Source organism: Rahnella sp. BIGb0603 (assembly GCF_024808755.1).
Classification (GTDB): Bacteria; Pseudomonadota; Gammaproteobacteria; order Enterobacterales; family Enterobacteriaceae; genus Rahnella; species Rahnella contaminans.
The window spans coordinates 183496-209849 of sequence record NZ_JANUEX010000006.1 but is presented as its reverse complement, the minus strand read 5'-3'; the positions used below and the strand labels follow the sequence as shown (position 1 = coordinate 209849).

25 protein-coding genes and 1 tRNA gene are annotated in these 26354 nt (G+C 55.9%); 18 read left to right on the top strand and 8 right to left on the bottom strand.

Going from position 1 to position 26354, the window contains the following annotated elements; genetic code table 11:
* Positions 1-202: 202 nt before the first annotated feature.
* Both M2403_RS17635 and M2403_RS17630 read left to right on the top strand, forming a co-directional pair.
* The gene (locus M2403_RS17635; protein ID WP_259230310.1) at positions 203-2269 is read left to right on the top strand and encodes a carbon starvation CstA family protein; all 2067 of its coding nucleotides are present in this window, start codon (positions 203-205) and stop codon (positions 2267-2269) included.
* On the top strand, positions 2262-2567 hold the full coding sequence (locus M2403_RS17630; protein ID WP_152326876.1) for a YbdD/YjiX family protein: 306 nt from the start codon (positions 2262-2264) through the stop codon (positions 2565-2567). The genes M2403_RS17635 and M2403_RS17630 overlap by 8 nt, the downstream gene beginning before the upstream one ends.
* Before the next feature lie 52 nt (positions 2568-2619).
* Here the strand turns inward: M2403_RS17630 and nac are convergent, their stop codons facing one another.
* From nac to M2403_RS17615, 3 genes are all read right to left on the bottom strand, one after another.
* Positions 2620-3546 carry a nitrogen assimilation transcriptional regulator NAC gene (gene nac, locus M2403_RS17625; protein ID WP_259230309.1) on the bottom strand — a complete coding sequence of 309 codons (927 nt, stop codon included), beginning with the start codon at positions 3544-3546 and terminating at the stop codon, positions 2620-2622.
* Positions 3547-3864: 318 nt separating this feature from the next.
* Positions 3865-4650, bottom strand: coding sequence for an SDR family oxidoreductase (locus M2403_RS17620; protein WP_152326874.1), 786 nt, complete (start codon positions 4648-4650; stop codon positions 3865-3867).
* Between the two features lie 49 nt (positions 4651-4699).
* Positions 4700-5599, bottom strand: coding sequence for a GntR family transcriptional regulator (locus tag M2403_RS17615; RefSeq protein ID WP_259230308.1), 900 nt, complete (start codon positions 5597-5599; stop codon positions 4700-4702).
* Between the two features lie 192 nt (positions 5600-5791).
* Between M2403_RS17615 and M2403_RS17610 the strand changes: the two genes are divergently transcribed.
* From M2403_RS17610 to M2403_RS17570, 9 genes are all read left to right on the top strand, one after another.
* A complete protein-coding gene (locus M2403_RS17610) occupies positions 5792-6610 on the top strand; it encodes an ABC transporter substrate-binding protein (RefSeq protein ID WP_152326872.1) in 819 nt (272 codons plus the stop codon).
* 49 nt (positions 6611-6659) lie between these two features.
* Entirely contained in the window at positions 6660-7373 is a 714-nt protein-coding gene (locus tag M2403_RS17605) for an amino acid ABC transporter permease (protein WP_165057989.1), read from the top strand.
* A 10-nt stretch (positions 7374-7383) separates the two neighbouring features.
* Positions 7384-8127: an amino acid ABC transporter ATP-binding protein gene (locus tag M2403_RS17600; protein ID WP_152326870.1), complete on the top strand. Its 744-nt coding sequence runs from the start codon at positions 7384-7386 to the stop codon at positions 8125-8127.
* A gap of 82 nt (positions 8128-8209) precedes the next feature.
* Positions 8210-9373 (top strand): M20 family metallopeptidase, encoded by a 1164-nt coding sequence (locus M2403_RS17595; RefSeq protein ID WP_152326869.1) that lies wholly within the window; start codon positions 8210-8212, stop codon positions 9371-9373.
* A gap of 10 nt (positions 9374-9383) precedes the next feature.
* The gene (locus tag M2403_RS17590; protein WP_152326868.1) at positions 9384-10481 is read left to right on the top strand and encodes a mandelate racemase/muconate lactonizing enzyme family protein; all 1098 of its coding nucleotides are present in this window, start codon (positions 9384-9386) and stop codon (positions 10479-10481) included.
* Positions 10478-11668 carry a Xaa-Pro peptidase family protein gene (locus M2403_RS17585; protein ID WP_152326867.1) on the top strand — a complete coding sequence of 397 codons (1191 nt, stop codon included), beginning with the start codon at positions 10478-10480 and terminating at the stop codon, positions 11666-11668. The genes M2403_RS17590 and M2403_RS17585 overlap by 4 nt, the downstream gene beginning before the upstream one ends.
* A 36-nt stretch (positions 11669-11704) precedes the next feature.
* On the top strand, positions 11705-12625 hold the full coding sequence (locus tag M2403_RS17580) for a dihydrodipicolinate synthase family protein (RefSeq protein WP_152326866.1): 921 nt from the start codon (positions 11705-11707) through the stop codon (positions 12623-12625).
* Between the two features lie 220 nt (positions 12626-12845).
* Entirely contained in the window at positions 12846-13079 is a 234-nt protein-coding gene (gene vapB, locus M2403_RS17575; protein WP_152326865.1) for a type II toxin-antitoxin system VapB family antitoxin, read from the top strand.
* On the top strand, positions 13079-13498 hold the full coding sequence (locus M2403_RS17570) for a type II toxin-antitoxin system VapC family toxin (protein ID WP_165057993.1): 420 nt from the start codon (positions 13079-13081) through the stop codon (positions 13496-13498). The genes vapB and M2403_RS17570 overlap by 1 nt, the downstream gene beginning before the upstream one ends.
* Here M2403_RS17570 and M2403_RS17565 read toward each other — a convergent pair.
* Complete coding sequence (locus tag M2403_RS17565; RefSeq protein WP_259230305.1) at positions 13484-14686, bottom strand: glutamine amidotransferase-related protein; 1203 nt, start codon at positions 14684-14686, stop codon at positions 13484-13486. The genes M2403_RS17570 and M2403_RS17565 overlap by 15 nt on opposite strands.
* Before the next feature lie 203 nt (positions 14687-14889).
* Here M2403_RS17565 and M2403_RS17560 point away from each other — a divergent pair, with 203 nt between their 5' ends.
* The 4 genes from M2403_RS17560 (at position 14890) to M2403_RS17545 (ending at position 18783) form a co-directional block, all read left to right on the top strand.
* Positions 14890-16098, top strand: a complete 1209-nt coding sequence (locus M2403_RS17560; protein WP_259230304.1) for a pyridoxal phosphate-dependent aminotransferase — start codon at positions 14890-14892, stop codon at positions 16096-16098.
* 150 nt (positions 16099-16248) lie between these two features.
* A tRNA-Asn gene (locus M2403_RS17555) sits at positions 16249-16324 on the top strand.
* A 308-nt stretch (positions 16325-16632) separates the two neighbouring features.
* Positions 16633-17952, top strand: coding sequence for a shikimate transporter (gene shiA / locus M2403_RS17550; protein ID WP_165057999.1), 1320 nt, complete (start codon positions 16633-16635; stop codon positions 17950-17952).
* 132 nt (positions 17953-18084) lie between these two features.
* Positions 18085-18783, top strand: a complete 699-nt coding sequence (locus M2403_RS17545; RefSeq protein ID WP_152326860.1) for an RluA family pseudouridine synthase — start codon at positions 18085-18087, stop codon at positions 18781-18783.
* A 6-nt stretch (positions 18784-18789) separates the two neighbouring features.
* Here the strand turns inward: M2403_RS17545 and M2403_RS17540 are convergent, their stop codons facing one another.
* The 4 genes from M2403_RS17540 to M2403_RS17525 form a co-directional block, all read right to left on the bottom strand.
* Entirely contained in the window at positions 18790-19329 is a 540-nt protein-coding gene (locus tag M2403_RS17540; RefSeq protein WP_152326859.1) for a DUF2058 domain-containing protein, read from the bottom strand.
* Between the two features lie 58 nt (positions 19330-19387).
* Positions 19388-21316, bottom strand: a complete 1929-nt coding sequence (dhaR, locus tag M2403_RS17535) for a dihydroxyacetone kinase operon transcriptional regulator DhaR (RefSeq protein ID WP_152326858.1) — start codon at positions 21314-21316, stop codon at positions 19388-19390.
* A 113-nt stretch (positions 21317-21429) separates the two neighbouring features.
* A complete protein-coding gene (locus M2403_RS17530) occupies positions 21430-22527 on the bottom strand; it encodes a glycerol dehydrogenase (protein WP_259230301.1) in 1098 nt (365 codons plus the stop codon).
* Between the two features lie 183 nt (positions 22528-22710).
* On the bottom strand, positions 22711-22935 hold the full coding sequence (locus tag M2403_RS17525) for a hypothetical protein (protein ID WP_259230300.1): 225 nt from the start codon (positions 22933-22935) through the stop codon (positions 22711-22713).
* 182 nt (positions 22936-23117) lie between these two features.
* Between M2403_RS17525 and dhaK the strand changes: the two genes are divergently transcribed.
* Genes dhaK through dhaM form a run of 3 tightly spaced genes read left to right on the top strand, consistent with a single transcriptional unit; the run spans position 23118 to position 26281 of the window.
* A complete protein-coding gene (gene dhaK / locus M2403_RS17520; protein ID WP_259230299.1) occupies positions 23118-24188 on the top strand; it encodes a dihydroxyacetone kinase subunit DhaK in 1071 nt (356 codons plus the stop codon).
* A 10-nt stretch (positions 24189-24198) separates the two neighbouring features.
* Complete coding sequence (gene dhaL, locus M2403_RS17515) at positions 24199-24831, top strand: dihydroxyacetone kinase subunit DhaL (protein WP_152326854.1); 633 nt, start codon at positions 24199-24201, stop codon at positions 24829-24831.
* 10 nt (positions 24832-24841) lie between these two features.
* Positions 24842-26281: a dihydroxyacetone kinase phosphoryl donor subunit DhaM gene (gene dhaM, locus M2403_RS17510; RefSeq protein WP_259230295.1), complete on the top strand. Its 1440-nt coding sequence runs from the start codon at positions 24842-24844 to the stop codon at positions 26279-26281.
* Positions 26282-26354 lie beyond the last annotated feature (73 nt).

Here is a 26354-nt window from a genome sequence, read left to right as displayed (position 1 = left end):
ACCAGCATTCCCCTTCCAAAGCGTCAGCCACATCACATTTTCATCCTTAACTCCACACTCCTCCGTTTAAAAACACTATTTTTAAACGGAATTTTCACAATGTCGCAACCTGAATCGGGTCTGCGCGTCTTACCTCTACATCACACTCTCTACATAAAAAGTGGCCTGCCTGAGCAGGACCCCTGACAAGGAGTTGTACATCATGAAAAGCGTCAAGTCCGGGATAACCTGGCTGGTGGTGGCGTTAATCGGCGCCTTCGCCTTCGGGATGCTGGCTTTAAGCCGCGGAGAACACGTCAACGCCCTGTGGCTGGTGGTGGCCGCCATTGCCTGCTACAGCATTGCCTATCGTTTTTACAGCCTGTTCATCGCTGAAAAAGTGTTCGAAATCGATGATAACCGCATGACCCCCGCCGAACGCCACAACGACGGGCTGGATTATGTGCCGACCAACAAATGGGTGTTATTCGGTCACCATTTCGCAGCCATCGCCGGAGCCGGTCCGCTGGTTGGCCCGATCCTTGCCGCACAAATGGGCTTCCTGCCTGGCACCATCTGGATTTTAGTCGGTGTGATGCTTGCCGGTGCCGTACAAGACTTCCTGATCCTGTTCATTTCGACACGCCGTGACGGCCGCTCTCTGGGTGAAATGGCGAAGCAGGAGCTGGGCAGTTTTGCCGGCGTCGTGACCATGCTCGGCGCGCTCGGCGTCATGATCATTATTCTGTCTGCGCTGGCATTAGTGGTAGTGAAAGCGCTGGCCGACAGTCCGTGGGGTCTGTTCACCATCGCAGCCACGATTCCCATTGCTCTGTTTATGGGCATTTACATGCGTTTTCTGCGTCCGGGAAAAATCGCCGAAGTATCGGTGATGGGTTTCGTGCTCATGATGCTGGCGATTGTGTACGGTGGAAATGTCGCAGCGGATCCGGTCTGGGGCCCGTTCTTTACGCTGCACGGCACCACGCTGACCTGGGTTCTGGTGATTTACGGCTTTATCGCCTCAGTTCTGCCGGTCTGGCTGTTGCTGGCGCCGCGTGATTATCTCTCAACGTTTCTGAAAATCGGCGTAATCATTGGTCTGGCGGTGGGTATCGTCTTCGCCATGCCGGAGATGAAAATGCCCGCCGTCTCACGCTTTATTGACGGCAGCGGGCCGGTGTTCTCCGGCAGCCTGTTCCCGTTCCTGTTTATCACCATTGCCTGCGGATCGATTTCCGGTTTCCATGCGCTGGTCTCCAGCGGCACCACGCCGAAGCTGATTGAACGCGAAAGCCATATCCGCTTTATCGGTTACGGCGCGATGCTGATGGAGTCGTTCGTGGCGATCATGGCGCTGATTTGTGCGTCAGTTATCGATCCCGGCGTCTATTTTGCGATGAACTCACCGGCGGCGCTTATTGGGACCACGGTGGAAAGCGCTTCGCAGGTGATTAACGGCTGGGGCTTTGTCATCACGCCAGACGTTCTGACCCAAATCGCCAAAGACGTGGGCGAGCAGTCGATTCTTTCCCGCGCGGGGGGCGCACCGACCTTTGCGGTCGGCATGGCGCACATTATTACCGACGTTTTCAACAGCCGCACCATGATGGCGTTCTGGTATCACTTCGCCATTCTGTTTGAAGCATTATTTATTCTGACCGCCGTGGATGCCGGTACCCGTGCCTGCCGCTTTATGGTGCAGGATCTGGTGGGCGTGGCGGTTCCTTCACTGGCGAATAACCGGTCGTGGGTGGGGACGATTGCAGGGACAACAGTCGCCGTAGCGGGCTGGGGTTTCTTCGTTTATCAGGGCGTGGTCGATCCCTTAGGCGGCATCAATACTCTGTGGCCATTATTCGGCATCGGTAACCAGATGCTGGCTTCCATGGCGCTGATTCTGGGTACTGTGGTGCTGTTCAAAATGAAAAAACAGCGCTATGCGTGGGTGACAATTTTGCCGACTGTCTGGTTGTTTATTACCTCCATGACCGCGGGCTGGCAGAAGATTTTCCACGAAAAACCGTCAATCGGATTCCTGGCGCAGGCGAAAAAATTCAATGCGGGGATCGAAAGCGGGGAAATTATCAAACCGGCTAAAACGCTGGCGGATATGCATACCATCGTGCTGAACAATCAGATTAACGCCATTCTGTGCGGGTTCTTCATGCTGGTGGCGGTCACTATGCTGATTTCAGCGTTCTTCGTTGTCCGCCGTGCGCTAAATTCTGCCACACCAACGGTACACGAAACGGCTGTTGTGCAACGTCGTGAGGCGCGCCATGTCTGAGTCACGTTCGTTATTTAAAACGCCCCGGCTTACCGCGTTCCATATCATCCGCTGCCGTCCGCTGTTCATCGTCGAGCCGAAACCGCACAACATCGCCGGGTGGCTGAGACTGGCCGTTAAGCGTACGGCGCAAAGTTTCAGGCTGATGGTGGGGGTTCAGGATTATGGGAACTACGTGGCACATATGCAGGTGAGGCACCCGGAAATCGCCCCCATGACTGAGCGGGAGTTTCACCGCCGGTGTCTGGAGGCGCGGTTCCCGGGTGAAGGCGGGAAGATGGGCAAGTGCCCGTGTTAAATGCTGAAAAATACCTCCCCTTGTAAAAGGGGAGGACGTCTTTACAACGCAGTCAGCTCGCCGCGAGCAATGGCTCTGCTTCTGTCGTGGTCTGTTCAAAGACCAGCGACAGCAAGATTTTCTTCACCGCCGCCGCTTCCTGCGACAGGGCCAGCGTTTCTGAAACACACAATGAAAGCGGAACCTGAATCGCCGGGCTGCTGATGCACGACATCCACGCTTTGGCCGGGCCCGTCATGGCGCGGGCGGCGGATTCCGGCAAAATAGTGGCACCCAGCCCGCTGGCAACGGCAGCCGTCAGCGTGGCGGAGGACTCGATTTCACCGATAATATTGGCCGTCAGGCGGCGAACCGCCATGGCATCGTCAACCAGACGGCGCATCACGTTGTATGAACGCGGCATGAACAGGTTGAGTTTCGCGACATCACACAGCTCGACATATTTTCCCGGATTGGGCACGGCATACGTGCCAACCAGATACAAATCTTCTTTCATCAGCGGCTGACTGCTCAGCCCGACGTCGTTATTTGTGCCGTACAACACCGCCATATCCATACGGCCGTTGAGCACTAAATCCCCGAGCGCCGTGCCGAAATTTTCGTTGAGATACAACAAAATGCCCGGATGTTGTTTACGCACGGCCTGCAATAACGGCAGCGCCAGCTGGGAAGCCGCAGTGCCCGGCGCAAGCCCGACGGACACCTGCCCGCTCAGCGACTGACCCGCGCTGTTCACCGCACCGTGGATCTGATCACACTGACGCAAAATCGCCTGAGCATGTGAATAAAGAATGTTCCCGGCTTCAGTGGGCGTCACGCCGCGCTTGGTGCGAATCAGCAATTGTTGCTGCAATTCCCCTTCCAGCGTCGCCAGTTGCTGGCTCAGTGCCGGTTGTGCGATATGCAGAACATCAGCGGCCTGCGTCAGGCTGCCGATATCGACGATTTTCACGAAGTACTTCAGACGTCTGAGATTCATCTCTGTCTCCATTTGGCCCGGAAAGGGAACACCGTTCGGTAATGATTAGCGTGACTGATAAAAGCAAGATCTGCGCCAATCTCCGTGGGGCAGATGAAATAGCGGCTTACAGCGCGCTAATGCCACGGAACATAAGAAAAAACGATTGCTGAGACGTTGAAAAAACCGGCGGGGTTAAAAAACTTAAATGAAATAAAACCGAACTCTCCATCGTGGTGCACCAACATAATGCATTCTTATGAACAAGGTTGCAGGATTAGTCAGGTTAATACCGGCAAAAGCCCCCCGCAAAACCTCGGGGCCTTTGCCGTAAAAAAATCACACCGACGGGATCATTCCGCCGTCAACGCGGATAACAGAACCGGTCACATAAGAAGCCTGCTGGCTGGCGAGAAATGCCGCCACCGCGCCGTATTCTTCCGGTTTGCCGTAGCGTTTCGCCGGAATGCCAGCCGCGCTTTTCGCCGCGACGTCTTCAACGGTAACGCCTTCACGCCCGGCTCGCGCTGCATCCAGCTGCCCCAGACGCCGCGTGGAAATCCGCCCCGGCACCATTACGTTCACCGTAATACCGTCAGCCGCCACTTCAGATGCCAGCGTTTTTGACCAGCCAACCAGCGCCATGCGCAGCGTGTTGGATATTCCGAGATTCGCGATCGGCGCCACAACGCCGGACGAAGTGCTGGTGATAATCCGCCCCCAGCCTGCGTTATGCATATCCGGCAGCACTTTGTCGGTGAGAAGAATCAGCGGGCTGACCAGCGTCGCAAACTGGCTTTGCCACAGTTCCGGCGCAACCCCTGCGGCTTTGGTCGGTGGCGGCCCGCCGGAGTTGTTGACCAGAATACCGACCGGCCCGTACGTGCGGCGGATTTGCATCAGCACATCGTCAAAACTTTCCGGTGCCGTGAGATCCAGCACCCACGCCTGCGCCGTTCCGCCCTGCTCTTCAATAAGGCTGACTGTTTCCTGCAATGCGGCAAGCGTTCGCCCGCACACCGCGACCTGAGCGCCTTCCGCTGCCAGCGCAATCGCCATGGCCCGGCCCAGACCGCCGCCCGCGCCGCTGACCAGCGCCACGCGGCCCTGAATCCCAAAATCCATCACTTTTTCCTCTGGTTAACGTATGAAAAATTAAATTTCAATCAAAGGATTACCCAACTTTGCTGACCTTGTTGAGCACCATCTGATAAGCCGATTGCAGGTGGATGCGCATCATTTCTGCCGCCTCCTCCATCCGCCCTTCCAGCACGGCGTCGATGATGGCGACGTGTTCGCCGCACCATTCGCGCACACGCTGTTTATTGGTGTAACTGCCGAACTCAAGCAGGCGTCGCAGCCGGTTTTGCTGCTGGATCGCCTGTAAAACAAAAATATTGCCGCTGAATTCCGCCAGCATTTCGTGGAACGTGGCGTCCGTTTCGAAAATCTGACGGCCATCAACGGCAAGAATATCGGGGTGAGTAATCAGATAGATATGCTGCATCCGCAGCCGCCGGAGTGCGCTTTTGTCGGCGTGGAATCCCGCACCCAACATCGCGCCCGGTTCAATCATCAGGCGGAATCCGTAGCCGTTGCTCAGCGCCACGTCGGTGTTGAGCGTCGGTAAAAATGACCAGCCATGTCCCTTGTTACGGGCGATCAGGCCGTCCTCAGATAACCGGAGCAAGGTGCGCGCCAGCACGCCGCGGTCGGCTTCATAGCGCTGGGCGATTTCCGTTTGTGTCAGGGAATCCGGCAATTTTCCGGCGATACGGTCTTTGACCAGCTGCTCGTACAGGTCCTGATCGCTGGTGGCCGGAATATCGATACTGATGCGCTGAAGTTCATCGAAGGCTTTCAGCAGGAAAAAACCCTGATTGCGGCGCGCTTCGATAATTCCCAATTCACACAGCAATTTCAACGCAGTACGCACCGGTGTGCGGGAAACGCCGAGCATATCGGCTAATTGTTGCTCCCGCAGATGGTGACCTGGCTCAAATTTTGCTTCACGTATCAGGTCAAGGATTTGGTTTGCCAGACGCCTTCCGCTGGCTGTCGTAGTTTGGGTCATGGAATAGCAACACCTGAAAGTATTTGTTGTTTAGGTTTGTACAATATCACAAGCCTTGAGGATGGTGAAGTCTGGTTAAAAAGCCCCCAAATCGTGCAACAAATGCACCAAAAAAGAGCCTTGACTCGCAAATTTAATTGTATTTAATGAGACACAAAGAGCAATCCTGCTCATGGGAAACTGGAGTCTGTCATGTCAAAAAAAGCTTTTTTGCGCCGATATGCCGCCGTCTCTCTGGCCGCAATTTGCCTGAGTGCCCCGCTGTTCAGCCAGGCCGCCGCGCCTGCTCTGGTCAGCAAAGGTCAGCTGACGTACGGCACCGCCGCCACGTTCATGCCGTTTGAATTTACGAAAGACGGCAAGCTGACCGGCTTCGATATCGACCTCATCACCGCGTTGTCGAAAAAGCTGGCGCTGACCCCGGAACCGATGTCGATGGAATTCAAAGGACTGATCCCGGCGTTGCAGGGCAAACGTCTGGATATCATCAACTCCGCGATGTACATCAACCCGACCCGCTCTGAGCAGGTTGATTTCGTGCCTTACCTGAAAATCGGCAGCCGGGTGATTGTGGTGAAAGGCAATCCGGAAAAAATCACTGGCCGCGATTTATCGCTGTGCGGCAAAAACATCGCCGTCACCCTGGGCGGCATTGAAGAAAGTCAGGCGCGGGCGGATAACCAGAAATGTCTGGATGCCAAAAAACCGGCGCTCACCGTGCTGACCTTCCCGGCAGCGACCGATTCTGCGGTCGCTGTGGCGCAGAAACGCGCTGACGCCGAATTCCTCTCCACGCCGGGCGCGGTCGCGCTGCTGAGCGAAAAAGGCGACACCTTCGAAGCCGTCGGCGCGGAGTTTGAAACCGATACGCACATTGGTTTTGCGGTGCGTAAAGGCGATGCCGAAATGAAATCCCTGCTGGAAAAAGGCTTACAGGACGTGGTGAAAGACGGCACGTACCAGAAACTCATCACCAAATGGCAGTTCCCGGCTTCAGTGTCCATTTTCTGATGTTGTGAAGTCCGGCCTTAAAGCTTTGCCCTGACGTTGAGGAAAGTTCATGTCGCTTGATCTTGTTTGGCAATACCTGTTCTCACCGGCGTTCTTTCAGGGCGCATTAATGACCTTGTTGTTAACGGTGTGCTCGTTGTTCTTCGGCATTATTGCAGGGCTGATTCTGGCCCTGCTCCAGGAATCCCGCTTCCGGGCGGGTTCCGTTCTGGCGTTCTTTTATCTTTGGCTGTTTCGCGGCACGCCGGTTCTGTTCCAGATTATTTTTGTCTACAACGTACTGCCGACTTTCGGCCTGCGTTTCTCGGCGTTCACCTGTGCGGTGATGGCGCTCTCCTTAAATGAAGGCGCGTACATGGCTGAAATTCTGCGCTCCGGTTTACAGGCCGTGCGCAGCGGTCAGCGCACCGCGGGGATGGCGCTGGGCATGACCCAAAGTCAGATCATGCGCAAGATTGTGTTGCCGCAGGCCGCGCGCATCGTGCTGCCGCCAATGGGCAACCAGATGATCAGCATGCTCAAATCCAGCGCACTGGTCTCGGTGATAGCCGTTCAGGAATTACTGCTTATCGCCAACCAGACTGCCAGCGCCAGCTTCCGTTATTTCGAAGCGCTGTGCGCCGCCGGGATTTATTACCTGGTGCTGACGTCCATTTTCATGATCGGACAGGCCTGGCTGGAACGCTCGCTGGATCCGAAAAAGCGCAAGAAACCTGCGCTGTCTTTGACCGAACGCCTGCTGCGCAGCAGCACGCCAAACTGAGGAGAAGCCCGTGAGTAAATCCAAACCGGTTCTGGAAATCATCGGCGTCGATAAACATTTTGGCCCCCAGCACGTTCTGAAAAACTGCTCCCTGAATGTGGCACAAGGGGAAACCGTGGTGCTGATCGGCCCGTCGGGTTCGGGGAAATCCACCCTTCTGCGCTGCATTAATTTGCTGGAGCCGGTTCAGGGTGGTTCGATTTTCTTTCGCAATAAAGACATCACGCATGCCAGCGTTGAGCCGCACAAACTGAGGCAGGACATCGGCATGGTATTCCAGAACTATGAACTGTTCTCACACCTGACGGCGGCGGAAAACATCATGCTCGCGCCGATGACCGTGCTCGGCGTCAGCCGCAGCGAGGCCGAAGCGCAGGCGCTGGAGCTGCTGGGCAAAGTGCGCATTCCTGATAAAGCCGATTCGTTCCCGGATGAACTTTCCGGCGGTCAGCAGCAGCGCGTCGCGATTGCGCGGGCGTTAGCCATGAAGCCCAAACTGATGCTGTTTGATGAGCCGACATCGGCGCTGGATCCGGAAATGATCCGCGAAGTGCTGGATGTGATGGCAGATCTCAGTGCGGAAGGCATGACCAGCATTGTGGTTACGCATGAAATGGGCTTTGCGAAACGCGCAGCCAATCAAATCGTCTTTATGGAAAACGGCGAGATTATCGAAAACGCGACCGGCGAAAAATTCTTCGGCGGCGACGTCAGCCTGCGGGCACAGCGCTTCCTGGATCAGATTTTACATTGATCCTTTTACCCAGAACCACCCCCGTATTGCGCCCTCACCAGGGGCCAGTTTTGCCACAAAAAAGATATTTCAGGAGACACCGATGAGCCTTTCATCGCCCGATATCAGCAGAATGAAACGCGATCTGGCCGCACTGGTCGCGATTAATACCGAAAACCCGCCGGGGCGCGAACGTGAAGCGGCCGAACTCATCAGCCAGATGCTGAGTGAAATCGGCTTCGACATGACGCTCAGCGAATACGCGCCGGGGCGCACCAATGTCATTGGCCGCCTGGAAAACGGTGACGGCCCGTGTTTTGCCTTTAATACGCATATTGATGTGGTGCCCGCCGGAGAAGGCTGGGCACAGGATCCGTTCACACTGACCGAGCGCGACGGCAAGTTATTTGGCCGCGGAGCCTGCGACGCCAAAGGCCCGCTGATCGCCATGATCGAAGCCATGCGCTGGCTGGCCGCCAACCGTAACGACTGGAGCGGCACGCTGATGGCGATTTTTGTCGCTGATGAAGAAGTCGCCAGCGAGGGCGCGAAATTTTATGTCCGCGAAGCGCCTGCTCACATTGATTACGTGGTGATTGGCGAACCGACCTCCAACACCACTTATTCCGCGCACAAAGGCAGTTTGCGGCCGCTGGTTCGCGTTCACGGCGTGACCGCGCATTCCGGCACGCCGGAGCTGGGCGAAAACGCCATTTTCCGCGCCGCGCAGTTACTCGGCCTGGTCGAAGAAAGCCACGAACACAGCGTGCGCTGCCGGTGCCATCCGCTGGTCGGCAACGCCAGCCTGACCGTTACCCGCATCAGCGGCGGACACGCCGATAACGTGCTGCCGGGTGCCTGCGAATTACTGCTCGACCGCCGTATGGTGCCGGGCGAAGACGAAGATGCGGTAAAACAGGAAATTCAGGATTTACTGCAACTGGCTCACGACAAATTCGGCGTCCGCAGCGAAATCATCACCTTTAAACCGACCACCGGTGGCGCGACCGAAACCGATTCCGAAGACCCGATTGTGCTGGCGGGCGTTGAAGCCTGCGCCGCACAGGGCAATCCGGAACCCGGACCGTTCGGTTTTCAGGGCGGTTGCGATCTGGTGCATTTCCGCAGTCTCGGCACCAAAGGCATCATTATCGGCCCGGGTTCGCTGGCGGTGGCGCATAAGCCTGATGAATTTATCCCGATCGCCGAATTCATTGCGGGCAGCAAAATCTACTGCGACGTCGCGCTGAAAATGCTCAAACGCTGAGGAGCCGCCGGTGAAAGCCACTTTGTATCGCGCCGATTTACGCTACCCGCACCTGCAACTGCACACCGCGTCATCCGGCACCATTTCCGGGCTGGATACGTTATATCTGTTGCTGGAGGAGAAGAATTTTAACGGCATCGGTGAAGTACGGATCAACATTGCTTACCTCAACGGCTACAGCGCCGAACTGGTATTAAGTGATGTGATCCGCGCCCTGCGCCAGCTGGATCTCAGCCAGCCTGCCAGTACGTTATTGCTGAATCTTCCGGCGCTTTTAGCCGATTTTCTCGCGCCGACGCGAATGCTGATAGACATCGCGCTGCATGACCTGATTGCACGCCAGAACGGGCTCAGCGTGGCAGAACTGGCGGGCGCAGAAAATGCCGAAACGGTGAGTTATCACACCAACCAGACGCTGTTCTGGACGCCCATGGATGAAATGCTCGAACAGGCCACGGCCTATGTCGAACGGGGTTTTACGCAGCTGAAACTGCGCGTCGGCGTCGCATCCTTTACCGAAGACGAAGCGCGGCTCAGCGCCCTGCGGCGGCGTTTCGGCCATGAAATCAGCTTATCGGCGGACGCTAACGGCCAGTGGCAGCCGGAAGAAGCGCGCAGTCATCTGCTGGCGCTGGCGAAATTCGAGATGAGCTACCTCGAACAGCCGGTTTCCGATGCCAATGCGCACTTTTATCCGGCACTGGCCGCCGCCAGCCCGGTGCCGCTGATGCTCGATGAAAGCATGAGCAGTGAGGCTGATTTAGAACGCATTTTGCAGCTCGAAGGCAAAATTATGGCGCATCTGAAACTGGTCAAAATGGGCGGCATTGCCCCCACGCTGGCGGCTGCCAAACGGCTGACCGCCGCCGGTGTGCCATTCATGATTGGTCAGATGAATGAGGGAGGCGCCGCGACCGCTGCGGCCCTGCACGTCGCCCGCGCCACCCAGCCGCGTTATGCCGAACTTTACGGTGCTGACGGGCTGGGCAACGACCCGGTTCACGGCCTTTCCTATCATCAGGGGATGCTCAGCAGCCCGTCCGGCGCAGGGCTGGGCATCAGCTTCACCCCTTCTCAGGCAGAATTTATTCAGGAGTTTGCACAATGAAAGCACAGTCAGTTTCCCTGCCAGACCTTGGCAGCGTCGTTCCCGGCGCGGAATCCGCGTTTCGCGAAGAAGAGTATCAGCAGCGTATCGCGCGGGCGCGTCAGTTACTGGTGAATGCCGGTCTGGACGTCATGGTCATCACCGGCCCGGAAAACATCTTTTATCTGACCGGCCAGCAGACGCCGGGCTATTACACATTCCAGACGCTGGTGTTGCCGGTGGAAGGCGATCCGGTGTTTGTTATCCGCCAGCTGGAATATTTCAACTTCATCTCCAACACCTTTATCCGCGACGCGGCGATTTACACCGACGGCGATAATCCGGTGAATTTCCTGCTCGACGTGCTGAAAGCGCGTGGCTGGATGAAGAGCCGGATTGGCATCGACAAACGCGGCTGGTTCTTGCCCATTGCGGTTTATGAAGCCTTGCAGGCTGAGATCGGCACAATCCACGACGCCGCGGGCGTTATCGAACAGTTGCGTGCAGTGAAATCGGCCGCCGAGCTGGAAAAAATGGCGCATGCGGCCCGTTACGTTGACGCAGGAATGCTCGCCGGACGCGCCGCCATTGCCGCCGGAGCCACTGAAAACGATCTGGTTTCTGCCATGATGGGCGCGGCCATTGCCGCCGGTTCAGAATACATGGGCATGGAACCGCTGGTGTCCACCGGCCCGCGCACCGGCGTGCCGCACGGAACCTGGCGTCGCCGTAAAATCCTCGACAACGACCCGATTTTCCTCGAAATGGCCGCTACGCATGACCGCTATCACGCGGCTCTGATGCGTTCCGCCTGGCTCGGCAAACCGCCCGCGGTTGCACTGGAAATGGAAAAAGTGTGTCAGGAAGCATTGCAGGCCGCACTCGACGCGATCCGTCCGGGTGCTACCTGCGAAGCGCCGCATCTGGCCTGTCAGGCCGTGATTGACCGCGCCGGTTACACCGATAATTTCAAGAAACGCACCGGTTATTCCATCGGCATTTCGTTCGCACCTGACTGGGGCGAAGGCGCCATCCTCAGCCTCTATAGCGGCATCACCACCGAATTACAGCCGGGTATGACTTTCCACATTCCACCCGCACTGCGTATTTACGGCGAATTTACCGTGGGCGTCAGCGAAACAATTGTCGTGACCGAAACCGGTTATCGCGCGCTGGGTACAGTTGACCGCCCGTTGTATTTACTCTGATTTTGCCAACCGCTTCGTTTTACAGGAATTGAATAAATGAAAGACATCAGTGAAAGTCAGGCCCGCCTGAAAGGTATTTTTAACATTACCGTGACGCCGTTTTCCGCCAGCGGTGAGTTCGATTTTGCCGGATTATCGCGCAATATCGAACGCGTTATCGGGCTGGGTTATGACGGTATTTTGATCGGGGGCACCTACGGCGAATTCCCGGCGATGACCGCTGACGAACGCGCCACGTTGTTCCGCCACGTGATGGAAGTGGTCGGCGACCGCGTGCCGGTCATGCTGTGCAGCGCCGGTTCCGACGCCCGCGTGGTGCGCGATTTAACACAACTGGCGGGCGACCTTGGCGGCCTGCCGATGGTGACACCACCGTTTGTTTCTGAAGTCACCGATGCACAAATCATCCGCTTCTTCAGAGAGATGGCGCCGTTATCGCGCACTGGCATTCTGGTGTACAACGCGCCGGGCATTGGCATCACGTTGCCGCCAGTCGTTCTGGAACAACTGGCTGATATCGAAGGCGTTGTTGGCATCAAACAGGGCGATCTGAACCCGACGGCGATCGACCAGATTGCCAACCGGCTGGGCGGACGTCTGCGTCTGTTCTGCGCCTCAGACCTGGCGTTCTTAGGCCCGATGATGTGCGGTTTCGACGGCATCAGCACCACCAACAGCGGCGCATTGCCGGAAATTATTCTGGCGACTTATCGCGCGCTGGAAAGCGGCGATGCAAACACCGCCCGCGAACTTCACCGCCTGTGGTATCCGTACCGCGCCCTCGCCCGCCGTTACGGCCAGCCGCAGCTGGTGAAAGCGGCCATGAACCTGCGCGGATTCGACGGCCACCACGTTCGCGCGCCGCTGATTGATCTGGAACCCGGGATCATCAGTCTGGTTGAGCAGGAATTGCAGCGTCTGGCGGCAGACCCGCGTTCCGGCGTCACGCTGAAGTAACCCCCGTTTTCCAGGGTTCCCCGTAAATATTGCGGGGATTTTCTTTTGTTGCAGCCTTTTCCCCGAGCCATCGCGCAAAATCCAACATCCGCTGATTTCTTTCGTTGTCTTTCACATTCCGCGTATATACCTTTGCACTATATTTTTCAGGCGCGTAAACTTTAGCCAGAATTTGTCGGGCTATTTGTCGGGCTAAGGTCACGTAACTGGAGAAAGCACCATGTCAAAAGGGTCAGTATTTTTAAATAACCGGACGCAAAGCGTTCGTATTCCGGCAGAGTGCCGTTTTCCTGATGAGGTAAAGACTGTGACGATAAGAAAGGTAGGGAACTCGCTGGTACTCACACCGGCTGAAAGCACATGGGATAATTTCTTCCACAGCGACCTCAGCGTTTCCGCTGATTTTATGGAAGAACGCGGCTCTCAACACCAGACGGATCGGGATACGTTTTAATGCTGACTTACCTGCTGGATACCAATATTGTCATTTATATCCTGAAGCGGCGTCCGATGAGCGTGCTGGCGAAATTCAATCAGCACGCCGATCACATGGCGATCTCCATGGTGACCTATGCAGAGTTACTGCACGGCGTAGAGAAAAGCGCCAGCCCGCAAAAAAACAGGCAGGTCATCGAAGATTTCGTCTCCCATTTGCGCATTGTCGATTACGACCAGAAAGCCGCCGCGCATTACGGGCATATCCGCGCCATGCTTGAAAAAAGCGGCAGCCCGGTCGGCGTAAACGACATGCATATTGCCGCACAGGCCCGCAGCGCAGGCATGGTCATGGTGACCAACAACCTGAGAGAATTTTCACGCATCGACGGCCTGCTCATGGAGAACTGGGCCGGTCCGGTGTTAACTGCGCTTTAACGCCGCCGCTTTCAAAAACGCTGTCAGCAACGGGTGCGGTTTTATGCGCAGTGACGACAGCTCAGGATGCCCCTGAACGCCCAGATAAAAAGGGTGTCGCGGGAATTCAATGCCGTCAGCAATCTGCCCGGTAAGATCGGTCCCGCTGATGCGCAGCCCGTACGCTTCCAGCCCGGCTTTCAGCGCCGGCTCAAGATGGAAACGGTGGTTATAGCGCACGGTAAACATCTCGCCCAGGATCTCGTGCAATTTGCTGCCGGGCTGCGTCAGCATCGTATGGTTGCCCAGCCGGTGAACCGGAAACGCCGGCGTATTGCTCAGCGGAACAAAGGTTTTGATCTCCGCGTCCGGATCGGCTTCGGCAAGATTAGCCTGCAAAGAGCCGATCATCTTCTGCACGATGGCCGTGGTCATGGTTTGCATTCCGAGACATAACCCGAGGATCGGAATATTGCGGTTCAGGGCGTAATGCGCGGCACTGATTTGCCCGCTGACGTTACACATCGCCGCCCCGCCCGGCAACAAAATGCCGTCCACGTTTTCCATCATTTCATGGAGATGATCTTCCAGCGCCATGGGCGCGGCGTAAACGATATCCAGCGAAAGCGCGAGCGCATCTGCCGCATCACCCAGCGCCGCCAGCGTGGCCGGATAAACGCTGCACTGGTCAGACTGGGCGCCGACCAGGGCAATTCGTATTGTCGTGCGGGTTTGCGGCGGCGTATTTTTGCTTATCCAGCGCCCGTAGTTATCACGCCACCAGCAACCGAGAGATTCATCTTCCATACCGTGGCGGCTGAAGGCATAGCCCTGATTCGAACGCTCCACGTTGATCAGCTCATAATCGAACGCGCTTTCACGCACCTGCCGGGCAATCTGCGTGAACTGAATGAGCTGCATAGGCCCGAGCGGGATAATGACATCCTGCGTGCCATAGGTTTCAAGTAATTCGCCCAGCTCCATCACTTTACCGGCGCTCTGCGGATTGAGCCTCTCGGTCCATAACAACCCGCTGGTCATCAGTTGCCCTTCCCCGATGACGTGCTGGCAGGCATCGGGATACAACGCGACGTCCCAGCTCACCGGCAGATGCGCCAGCGGTAAATGTTTTTGTGCAGCCAGTATTGCCGCCATCGCCCCGTACAAAGAAGGCTCCGGTGTGTCATGCGCAACAAAAATAAAAGCCATAAGAGAACCTTGAAAATAGAAGGAAAGTTCAGGCAACCCGCTGACCCCAGAGTCAGTATAGGGATTGCCGTACCATTTCCGCCGGCAAAAAAGCTGCTCTATACGAATAAATTATGAGCAAAGCAAAAAGAAGAATGATAAGTTTAAATTGGTTTTAATGATTCACATAATACAATTTTGTTATTGTTCAAACAGGGGAAACAATGTCTGCTGACTTTCTAGCACCACGTTTACGTCGCGTGCGCCCTTCGCCGACGGCGGCGATTTCCGACCAGGTCCGCTCGCTGAGTGCGGCGGGCATGGATGTCATAAACCTCGGCGAAGGCGAGCTTGATTTCGATACGCCTGCACATATCAGGCAGGCAGGCATCGACGCGATTGTACAAGGTGACACAAAATACACGGCTGTCGCCGGTACTGCCGCGCTCAAACAGGCCATTACTACTAAGTTTAATCGCGAAAATCAGATAGGCTACCGCGCGGATGAAGTGATTGCGGGCAGTGGTGCCAAGCAGTTGATCTTCAATGCTCTTTTAGCCACAGTTTCTTCGGGCGATGAAGTCATCATTCCTGCGCCATACTGGGTGTCTTACCCGGATATGGTCGCGCTGGCAGAAGGCGAACCGGTCATTGTGCCCTGCCACGAGAAGCATGGCTGGAAATTGCAGCCGGAAGATCTGGCGGCCGCCATCACGCCGAAAACCCGTTGGGTGATCCTCAATTCCCCGAACAACCCGACCGGTGCGGTGTATTGCGCCGCAGAATTACACGCGTTGGCCGCCGTTTTGCTCGATCACCCGCACGTACTGGTGATGGCCGACGATATCTATGAGCAAATTTGTTTTGTGCCGGACATTTTTGCCACCCTGGCAGACGTTGAACCGCGCCTGAAAGGCCGAGTTCTGACCGTTAACGGCGTCTCCAAAGGTTACTCGATGACCGGCTGGCGTCTTGGATACGCAGGTGGCCCCGCGTGGCTGATCTCGGCGATGCAAATTCTGCAATCTCAAAGCACCTCCAACCCGAGTTCAATTTCTCAGGCCGCGACGGTCGCCGCGCTGGAACAGGGCAGCGATTTCATCACCGGTTGGATAGAAATCCTGCAACGCCGCCGTACGATGATTATGAATTGCGTTAATGCCATCAGCGGGCTCAGCGCGGATACACCGCCGGGCGCTTTTTATGTTTTCGCGAACTGTCAGGGAATGCTGGGTAAAACAACGGCTTCGGGCGATATTCTCAGGACGGACGAAGATTTTGCGGCTTATCTCCTGAAATCCGCTCATGTTGCCACACTTCAGGGCTCCGCTTTTGGTACGCCAGGCTATTTGCGCATCGCTTACGCTATTGACGATAGCCGCCTGCAGGAAGCCTGCGAACGGATCACCCGCGCCTGCGCGGAACTGCGTTAACCTTTAAAAGGCCTGTTTGCATGCAAAAACGGGCCTTTTTGACTCTATTCTCAACAACTTGCCTAAAGTATCATCAAACGCACGCATTTATGCAGTTTCCCCTTTGACATGCCCACGGCCAGTCGTTATTATTCGCCCCGTTCCAACGATTCCTCTGTAGTTCAGTCGGTAGAACGGCGGACTGTTAATCCGTATGTCACTGGTTCGAGTCCAGTCAGAGGAGCCAAATTAAAGACGCCCGCTTAAGGAAACTTAAGCGGGCGTCTTGCTTTTGTGTTTTCCCCGTTTTTCGGGCGGATCCGCACGCTCAGCATCATCGCTTATTGCCCTCCGCCGCCGGATAATTATCTGCGCATCCGCATTCCCTGAGTTAAATCTCCCTTTCAAACCTGCTGTTTTTGCAAAAGCGTTTTAACCTGACGGCTGTCCCTGTAGTCTCAACAGCGGCTGATTTTTGCTGTGCACGACGTATTACCTTTTTGCCTATTTTAATAACTAAAAATTTTAGAAATTTAAGGAACGGTCAGAACAACTATGGACTCCACGCTCATTACTCCCCGCCCCGATAAGGAGATACCTTCACTTAACCGCGCACGCCGCGCTGCCTGGGGCAGTTTTGCCGGGGCCGTGGTCGACTGGTTCGATTTTTTACTCTACGGCATTACCGCGGCACTGGTGTTTAACAGCGAATTCTTTCCGCAGGTCGACCCGACGACGGGCACGCTTGCGGCGTTTGCAACCTTTGGCGTGGGCTTTTTATTCCGCCCCCTCGGCGGCATTGTTTTCGGTCATTTCGGCGACCGCTTAGGCCGTAAACGCATGCTGATGATGACCGTCTGGATCATGGGCATCGCCACTGCGTGTATTGGTATTCTTCCGTCGTATTCTGCAATTGGCTGGTGGGCACCTGCTTTACTGGTCACGCTGCGCGCCATTCAGGGGTTTGCCGTGGGCGGTGAATGGGGCGGCGCAGCGCTGCTGGCCGTTGAAAGTGCGCCCTCCGGCAAGAAAGCTTTTTACAGCAGCGGGATCCAGATGGGATATGGCGTAGGCCTGTTGCTGTCTACCGGGCTGGTCTCACTTATCAGCAGCCTGACCACCAACGAGCAGTTCCTCAGCTGGGGCTGGCGTTTGCCTTTCCTGTTCAGCATTGTGCTGGTTCTGGGCGCGCTGTGGGTGCGAAACGGTATGGAAGAGTCCGTCGAGTTCGAACGTGCTCTGGCAGAACAGCCCAAGCAGGCCAAAAAGCGTCTGCCGGTGTTCGAAGCCCTAATCAGCCACCCCGGCGCGTTTTTGAAAATCATTCTCCTGCGCCTGTGCGAACTGCTGACGATGTACATCGTCACCGCGTTTGCGCTTAACTATTCGACGCATAATCTGGGGATGTCACGCGAACTGTTTCTGAATATCGGGCTGCTGATCGGCGGTGTGAGCTGCCTGACCATCCCGATGTTCGCCTGGCTGGCCGATCGGTTCGGGCGACGCCGTATCTACATTACCGGCGCAATCGTCGGTGCGCTGAGCGCTTTCCCGTTCTTTATGGCACTGGAAGCGCGCTCAATTGTGGGCGTGGTGATCTTCTCGCTGCTGCTGGCGAATATCGCCCACGACATGGTGGTTTGCGTGCAACAGCCGATGTTTACGGAAATGTTTGGCGCCGGTTATCGCTACAGCGGTGCGGGCGTGGGGTATCAGGTTGCCAGCGTGGTGGGTGGCGGTTTTACGCCGTTTATTGCTGCCGCATTGCTGACGTTCTCCGGTGGTGAATGGCATTCTGTGGCTATTTATCTGATGGCAGGCTGCCTGCTTTCGGCACTGACGGCGATACTGATGAAGTCGCCAAAGCCGCACTGAATTTGAGATCGCATCTGAAAACGCCCGCTTAGAAAACCTGAGCGGGCGTTTTGCTTTGCATCGGTTCAGCCGGGTCGTCAGCGGGCTGAAAATTGGTTATCATCCGCTCCCACTTTACCTTCGGTTAGCCTGATGTCCGCGATTATCGATACTTTTGTTGCCCCGCCGTGTCATGACGAAATAGAAATCCTCTTTCAGGACGAGCATCTGGCGCTGATCAATAAACCTGCCGGGTTGCTGAGTCTGTCGGGCAAAAACCCGCAAAACCTCGATTCCGTACATCACCGGCTGGTCAGGATTTTCCCCGGCTGCACGCTGGTGCATCGTCTTGATTTCGGGACTTCCGGGCTGATGGTGATTGCGCGGAATAAGGCGATTAATGCCGCCCTTTGCCAGCAGTTCAGCCAGCGTACGGTCACGAAAGTCTACGTCGCGCTGCTCTGCGGATATGTGGCGGAAAATGAAGGGGTGATTGATGCAGCGATTGCTAAAGATCCGGCGCTGTTCCCGCTGATGTCAATTTGCGAAATCAGCGGAAAGCCCGCCCGCTCGCACTATCGGGTGCTTAAGCGCTTTGAGCAAAAACGGGAAGACGGAACGTTACTGCCGCTGACGCGGGTGCAGCTGACCCCGGAAACCGGGCGAACCCATCAGCTGCGCATCCACTGCCAGCAACTGGGCCACCCTATTTTAGGCTGCGACCTGTATGGCGGCCTTCTGCTGCCCGGCACCGAAAAGACACCGCGCTTAATGCTGCACGCCAGTGAACTGAATTTTGTTCACCCGGTCAGCGGAAAACCGGTCAGCGCGCGGTGTAACAGCCCGTTCTGAAGCTGATTACCACATCAGATCATCAGGCACTTTGAAATCAGCGTACGGATCTTCTTCGTCCTGCTCTTCCTGGCTCAGCGCGCTGTTTAAGACGATGCTGCTGGCGTCACGCTGTGCAATTTTATCCGCGACGCTGGCGGGGATAATCGCGTACTGGCTCTCACCATTGCTCTCCGTGACCAGACGCGCAATCGCCAGACGGCCGCTGATCAGCTGAGCCTGCGTTGTCTTATCGACAAAAACCTTTTTAATCAGATTATTATCGGTGAAGTTAAAGCCGATATCGCCTTTAGAAATGTCGATACGGTTCATCTCAATCAGCTGTTTCACCTGCGCTTTATGTTCTTTCGACAAAGCCGCTTGTTTTTGCTGTTCGTTAAGCTGCTTGTCACGCTCAAGCTGGGCTTTTTTGTTTTCTTCCACAGCCGCTCTGGCCTCACGCGACTGAACGCGTGACTTTTTGGCCGTTCTCTGGACTTTATCCATTTTCTTGGAGGTTACCAGTCCCGCTTTCAGCAGCTGCTCTTGTAAGGTGAGTTTTGTCATCTTCGTTTCTAAATCCGTTGAATAATTTCCTGGATTATACCTGCAAATTTAGCCGCAATCAGTTCGAATGACTGCGTTTAAACTGGCTGGCATCGATCTCGTATTGCTTCATTTTCCGCCATAACGTGGTTCGCCCGATGTTTAAAAGCTGAGACATTTCCCGGACACGGCCGCTGGTGACGCGGGCGGCGTGGATAATGGCCTCTTTCTCGATGGAAGAAAACGTGAGGCTGGCTGGCATCAGCGTGGACGGATTCTCGCCCGCCGGACGTTCAGAAAACAAGTATTCCGGCAGATGACTCAGGCGGATACGGCCATTTTCACTGCTGATGGCGATATTTTCGATAACGCTGTTAAGCTCAAAATCATTGCCCGGCCAGGAGTACGCCACCAGCTGTGCCAGCGCGTCGTCATCAACTTTCAGTTTCGACGTAAAGCGTTTTTCAAGGCTGTGCAGCCGGTTATGTACCAGCGACGGAATGCTGCTGCGCCTCGCCCGCAGCGGCGGGATGACAATCTCAAAAGAATGCAGCGCGTAATAAAGCTGACGGCTGAAGCGGTTTTGTTCGACCAGCGCGGAAAGATCCACCGTCGTCGTGGCAATCACTTTGACGTTCACCGGGATCAGCCGCCGCGCGTCCAGCCGCGTCAGGACACCCTGCTTGATCACCTGCAACAAACCCGACTGTAACTCCGGCGCCAGATACTCAATTTTTTCCAGAAATAACGTGCCGCCGTTGGCCAGTTCCAGACGGCTGAGCCGCCCTTTAGCATCATCGGTGGGCGCATTGCCCATGAAATCCTGCCCCAGCGCGCTGTCGGCATAAAGCTGACAGTTCACCGCAATATACGGGCCGCCGGCGCATTCGCTTTCATTGTGAATGGCCTGACTGAGCAGCTCTTTGCCCACGCCCTCTTCCCCGCATAACAGCACCGGAAAACTGCCCCGCGCTGCCTGCCGCCCGAAATGAATTAACCGGCGCGATTCCTGATCGTCGGCGGACATCTGCTCAAACGTGTAGCTGACTTTGCCGAGCTGGCTGGTCATCAGCTGACGCATCTGTTCCACAGGATGCAGCAGCATAATAAAGCTAATGCCCTGCTCTTCAACGATCGGTTTAAGGGTAATCACGGCGTCGATAAACTGATGCTGGCTCTCGAACGTCACTTCGGTGTGGTTAAGCCCGCGTGCGTGTTTGATGGCGCGGCGCAACAACGCGGGCAGCGTCACCAGCTCGCTGAGATTTTTCCCCTGGCTGACCTGCGCATCCAGATGCAAAAGCGTCGCGGCCTGAACATTCAGAAACTGCAAAACGCCCTGCTCGTTCCACGCCATTACTCCATCGTCCATGCTTTCCAGCAGACCGTACATCTGATTAAGATGCCGGTTGGATTCCGCCAGCAGGCTGTCGGTGATAAGTGAATTGCCTACTTCGCGCGCGACCGCCAGCGTCAGGGACAAATCAGACGACGCCTGCTGCTCATTGAGGCAGCAAAGGGAAATCGAACCCGAAAGCCGCCCGTGGTTATCAAACACCGGCGTGGTACTGAACGACCACGGGTGAAGCGCCTGTTTAAAATGCTGAGCGCCATGGGTTCTGACCGGCTGCCCGAGCAGCGCCGCCAGCGATAACGCGCAGCTTCCGATAATACTTTCGGCACAATAACTGCCTGCCAGAAAGCCTAAACCGGCCAGCTGCGACAGCGTGTATGGGTCACCGCAGCAGCAGAGAATACAGGCCGATTCATCCAGAATCAGCAGCGCGCAGGGCCGGTTGTCCATGTATTCCCAGGCATCTTCCAGCGCTGCCTGGCCGATAGTCAGCAGCGTAGTTTTGCGACGGCAAATCGATTCAAACGTCAGCCCCTGCGCCTGATGCGGCGGCTGCCAGGTTTCGCGCTGCATAAACCGGTCGCAGCGTTGCCATGACCGCGCAATAAGCGAAGAGACTTCTTCTTTTTCCACATCCTGTTCCCGGCTTGTCATAACCTTTTCCGTTTTATGTGTCATAAAAAACCCCTCTGATGCGCATTTATCGCCGAGTCAGAGGGGAAACGTTATGCCGCAGATGAACGGTCAGATCAGTTATTCGCGGCGACTCAGCGCGCCAGCCACTGTTGCCCCAGTTTATCTGCGGTCACGATAGCGGCGTAAACGCTGTCCGGCGAAACCGGGAAAGGCATGTTGTGAATGGTTTCCCCTTCCGCACAGGTCGCCTGCGCCACCGCCATAATCTTCGCTTCCATCCCCTCTTTCACGCCCATTTCGCCCAGCGTCACCGGTAACCCGACCTTGTGGCAAAAACCGAGAACGGTTTCGATTTCGTCCATCGGGCTGTTTTGCAGCACCAGTTGCGACAATGTGCCAAACGCCACTTTTTCGCCGTGATAAAGATGATGGCACTCTTCAAGAATTGTGAATCCGTTATGGATTGCGTGCGCCGCTGCCAGCCCGCTGCTTTCAAAACCGATGCCACTAAGATAGGTATTGGCTTCAACAATACGTTCCAGCGCCTCAGTGACCACGCCGGCATCGCAGGCCAGCCGGGCTTTTTCGCCTTCCGCCAGCAGCGTATCGAAGCACAAACGCGCCAGGCTGAGCGCCGCCACCGTGGATTGGCCGCCCGCCATGCTGGTGGCGCGGGAGTCGTAACAGGCTTTGGCTTCAAACCAGGTCGACAGCGCATCGCCCATTCCGGCGACCAGCAAACGCACCGGCGCTTTCGCGATAATCGTGGTATCCATCACCACCATGTCGGGGTTTTTCGGGTAAACCAGATACTCTTCAAACTCACCCGCTTCGGTGTAAATCACGGACAGTGCGCTGGTCGGCGCATCCGTTGACGCAATCGTCGGCACAACAATCACCGGCAATTTCTGGTAATAGCCGATGGCTTTTGCCGTATCCAGCGTTTTGCCGCCGCCGATACCGACCACACCCTGACATCCCTTTTGTTTCAGGATGGCAATCAGGCGCTTAATTTCGGCGTGGCTGCATTCACCTTTAAAGCGTTCCGCGTGGCTGCTGACGCCGTAATCGTGCAGGCCGTTAATCACTTTGTCCCCGGCGAGCTTCATCACGAAGTCGTCAGCAATCACGAAATAGCTCTCCGCCAGATTTTTAGCGTATTGCCCGAATGACGCAGACGCGTCAGCGCCCTGAAGATATTTGGCCGGAGATTGAATGACTTTCAGCATTGTTTTCGCCCTCAGTTAGTCCATGTTTGCAGAATGTCGCCGGTTCACGTTCCGCTCTGCTTTCAATAACCTGCGGCGCGAAATGTTGTCCCGACGTGATGCAATCACTCTAGGGCTCGCGAAACACAAATAAATCTTTCGCGTTTATGTTCTGATTTGAAACCTTGTGAAAAACAATGCGTTTCATAATGAAACGTAAAGCCATAAAAACAGTGCGGATTGCGATCGCTGTCTGCCGTTTTCTTCAAAATCATTCACCACAGCAAAACAACGAAACAGCCTGTCGTGCTGAGAATCGCAGTGCAGGCGCAAAAAACTGTCTGTCGGGGTTCTATCTTTGCCGTGAATGGCCGTCAGAAAATAGCGCTGCGTCCCAGTTTCGGTTTTTTCCTTTCCAAAACGTTCCATTTAGAAACAAAAACCTCTGATTCATGTTCCGTATTGGAACTCATTTTTCCGAAATTCTTTTTGCCGCTAACTCATCCAGAATCACTCTACCGGCCAGGTGACAATGACCGGTAACCCTACGCACGATGACTGCCACCGCCTATAAGGGGCAGCTTCAGATAACCTCCGACGGAGTACGAATAATGAAAAAGCTCATTAACCGTGTAGAAGATGTGCTGAGTGAACAATTGAGCGGGCTGGCAAAGGCTCACCCGGAACTGACACTTCACCAGGATCCTGTTTATGTCACCCGCGCCGATGCGCCCGTGGCCGGAAAAGTGGCGTTGCTTTCCGGTGGCGGGAGCGGTCACGAACCGATGCACTGCGGTTTTATCGGCCACGGAATGTTGTCTGGCGTCTGCCCCGGTGAAATCTTCACCTCGCCGACGCCGGACAAAATGTTCGAATGCGCCATGCATATCGACGGCGGCGAAGGCGTTCTGCTGATCATCAAAAACTACACCGGCGACATTCTTAATTTCGAAACTGCCACTGAACTGCTGCACGAAAGCGGCGTAAAAGTCTCCACTGTGGTGGTGGATGATGATGTCGCGGTAAAAGACAGCCTGTACACCGCCGGACGCCGCGGCGTAGCCAATACCGTGCTTATCGAGAAACTGGTGGGTGCCGCTGCTGAACGCGGTGATTCGCTGGAGGCCTGCGCCGTACTGGGTCGAAAACTCAATAACCTCGGTCATTCCATTGGCATCGCACTCGGTGCCTGCACCGTGCCTGCCGCCGGACAACCCTCTTTCACGCTCAAAGATGACGAAATGGAATTCGGCGTCGGTATTCACGGCGAACCGGGCATCGACCGCCGCCGCTTCAGTTCGCTCGATCAGACCGTGGATGAAATGTTCGACACGCTGCTGGAAAACGGCACTTACAGCCGCACGCTGCGCCAGTGGGATACCGCGCAAGGCAGCTGGCAGGATGTCCAGCAAGGTAAACAGGCGCTGGGCAACGGAGACCGCGTGATTGCGCTGGTCAATAATCTGGGTGCGACCCCGCTGTCTGAACTTTATGGTGTTTATAACCGCCTCGAACAACGCTGCCAGCAAACCGGTATCACCATCGAACGCAACCTGGTTGGCGCGTACTGCACGTCTCTGGATATGGCAGGATTTTCCATCACGCTGCTGAAAGTCGATAACGACACGCTCGCATTATGGGATGCGCCGGTCCATACCCCCGGCCTGAACTGGGGAAAATAAGGAGCAACACATGTCACTGAACAGAACGCAAATCGTCAACTGGCTCTACCGCTGCGGGGATATTTTCACCAAGGAAAGTGACTTTCTGACCGGGCTGGATAAGGAAATAGGCGACGCCGATCACGGCCTGAACATGCACCGGGGGTTCAGCAAAGTGGTAGAAAAACTGCCGTCTATTGCCGACAAAGACATTGGTTTTATTCTCAAAAACACCGGCATGACGCTGCTGTCCAACGTCGGCGGTGCCAGCGGCCCGCTGCTCGGGACGTTCTTTATCCGCGCCGCGACGGTAACGCAGGCGCACCAAAGCCTGACGCTGGAAGAACTGTGCGAGATGATCCGCGAAGGTGCAGAAGGCGTCATCAGCCGCGGCAAGGCCGAGCCCGGCGATAAAACCATGTGCGACGTCTGGCTGCCGGTGGTCGATTCACTGCGTCAGTCAAGCGGGCAGCATTTGTCTGTCAGCGCCGCGCTGGATGCGGCCAGTGAACGGGCCGAAGCCGCCGCGCATGCCACCATCACCATGCAGGCGCGCAAAGGTCGCGCCAGCTATCTGGGCGAGCGCAGCATCGGCCATCAGGATCCGGGTGCCACCTCGGTGATGTTCATGATTCAGATGCTGGCAGCGGCAGCCAAAGAGTAAGGAAAACGCGATGGTAAACCTGGTGATCGTTTCTCATAGTGCCCAACTGGGCAATGGCGTTGGAGAACTGGCGCGGCAGATGTTATCGGGCGATGGCTGCAAACTGGCCATCGCTGCGGGCATTGACGATGTGGATAATCCGATTGGCACGGACCCGATCAAGGTGATGGAAGCCATTGAGTCCGTCGCCGATACCGATCATGTGCTGGTGATGATGGACATTGGCAGCGCGCTGCTCAGTGCAGAAACTGCACTGGATTTACTCGATCCGGCAATTGCCGCCAAAGTCCGGCTGTGCGCAGCACCGCTGGTCGAAGGAACCCTGGCCGCCACGGTCAGCGCGGCGGCCGGTGCTGGTATCGACAAAGTGATTAACGACGCGATGAACGCCCTGGAGGCAAAACGCGTACAACTGGGTTTACCGCCGCACACACCGCCATCGCCGGTGGTGGCCTCTTTTGCCGATGATCGTGACGTGCGGTCGGCGTCGGTGATGATCAGAAATCCTAACGGTTTGCATGTGCGCCCTGCCTCGCGTCTGGTTGCCGCGCTTTCCGGCTTTGATGCCGAACTGGTTCTGGAGAAAGACGGAAAACGGGCAACGCCGGACAACATCAACCAGATTGCCCTGTTGCAGGTGCGTTGCAATGACCCGCTGACTTTGCTGGCAAGCGGACCACAGGCAGACGCTGCGCTGGCCGCATTTACCGCGCTGGCAGCCGAAGATTTTGGCGAAAGCGCGGAGATCGCGAAAACAGAAAACCCTGCACCTGCACCTCTTCTTACCCGCGTGGAGGGCAGCGCTGTGTTGTGGGATTTACCACATCAGCTTCCCGGCCTGCAACCCTGCACGGACGTCTTGCAGGAACAGCGCAATTTAATGCGCGCCATCGAACTGACGCTGGATGACCTGAACGTGCTCACCGTCATGGCCGAAGAAAAATACTCCGCCGATATTGCCGCCATATTTTCCGGCCATCACATGCTGCTCGATGATGCAGATTTGTATGAAGAAGCGTGCCGGATCATCAGCGAGAAATATTGCAGCGCTTCGTGGGCGTGGGATTCGGTCATGACCGGCCTGAGTAAACAATACCGACAGCTCAACGACAGCTATTTACAGGCGCGTTATATCGATATCGAAGATTTGCGAAACCGCACGCTGGCGCATCTGGCAGGCAAATCCGTCGCGCAACCGGCCATCAGCTGGCCTGCGATTCTTATCGCCGACGACATTTTCCCCTCAACGGTTTTGCAGCTCGATGCGCAGCAGATAAAAGGCATTTGCCTTCGCGCGGGAAGCGATGTTTCCCACAGCGCGATTATTGCCCGCGAGGCCGGTATCGCGTTTCTCTGCCAGCAATATGACGCACTGAAAAATATTATTCCCGGCGACGGGCTGACGCTCGATATGGCGCAAAAACGCGTGATCCGCCCGCAGGCCGGGTAAACACCGTCGAAAACTTTGCATCTTGCCCGCCGGGAAACTGGCGGGCTTCTCCGGTTCAGATTCTGGCGTTTCC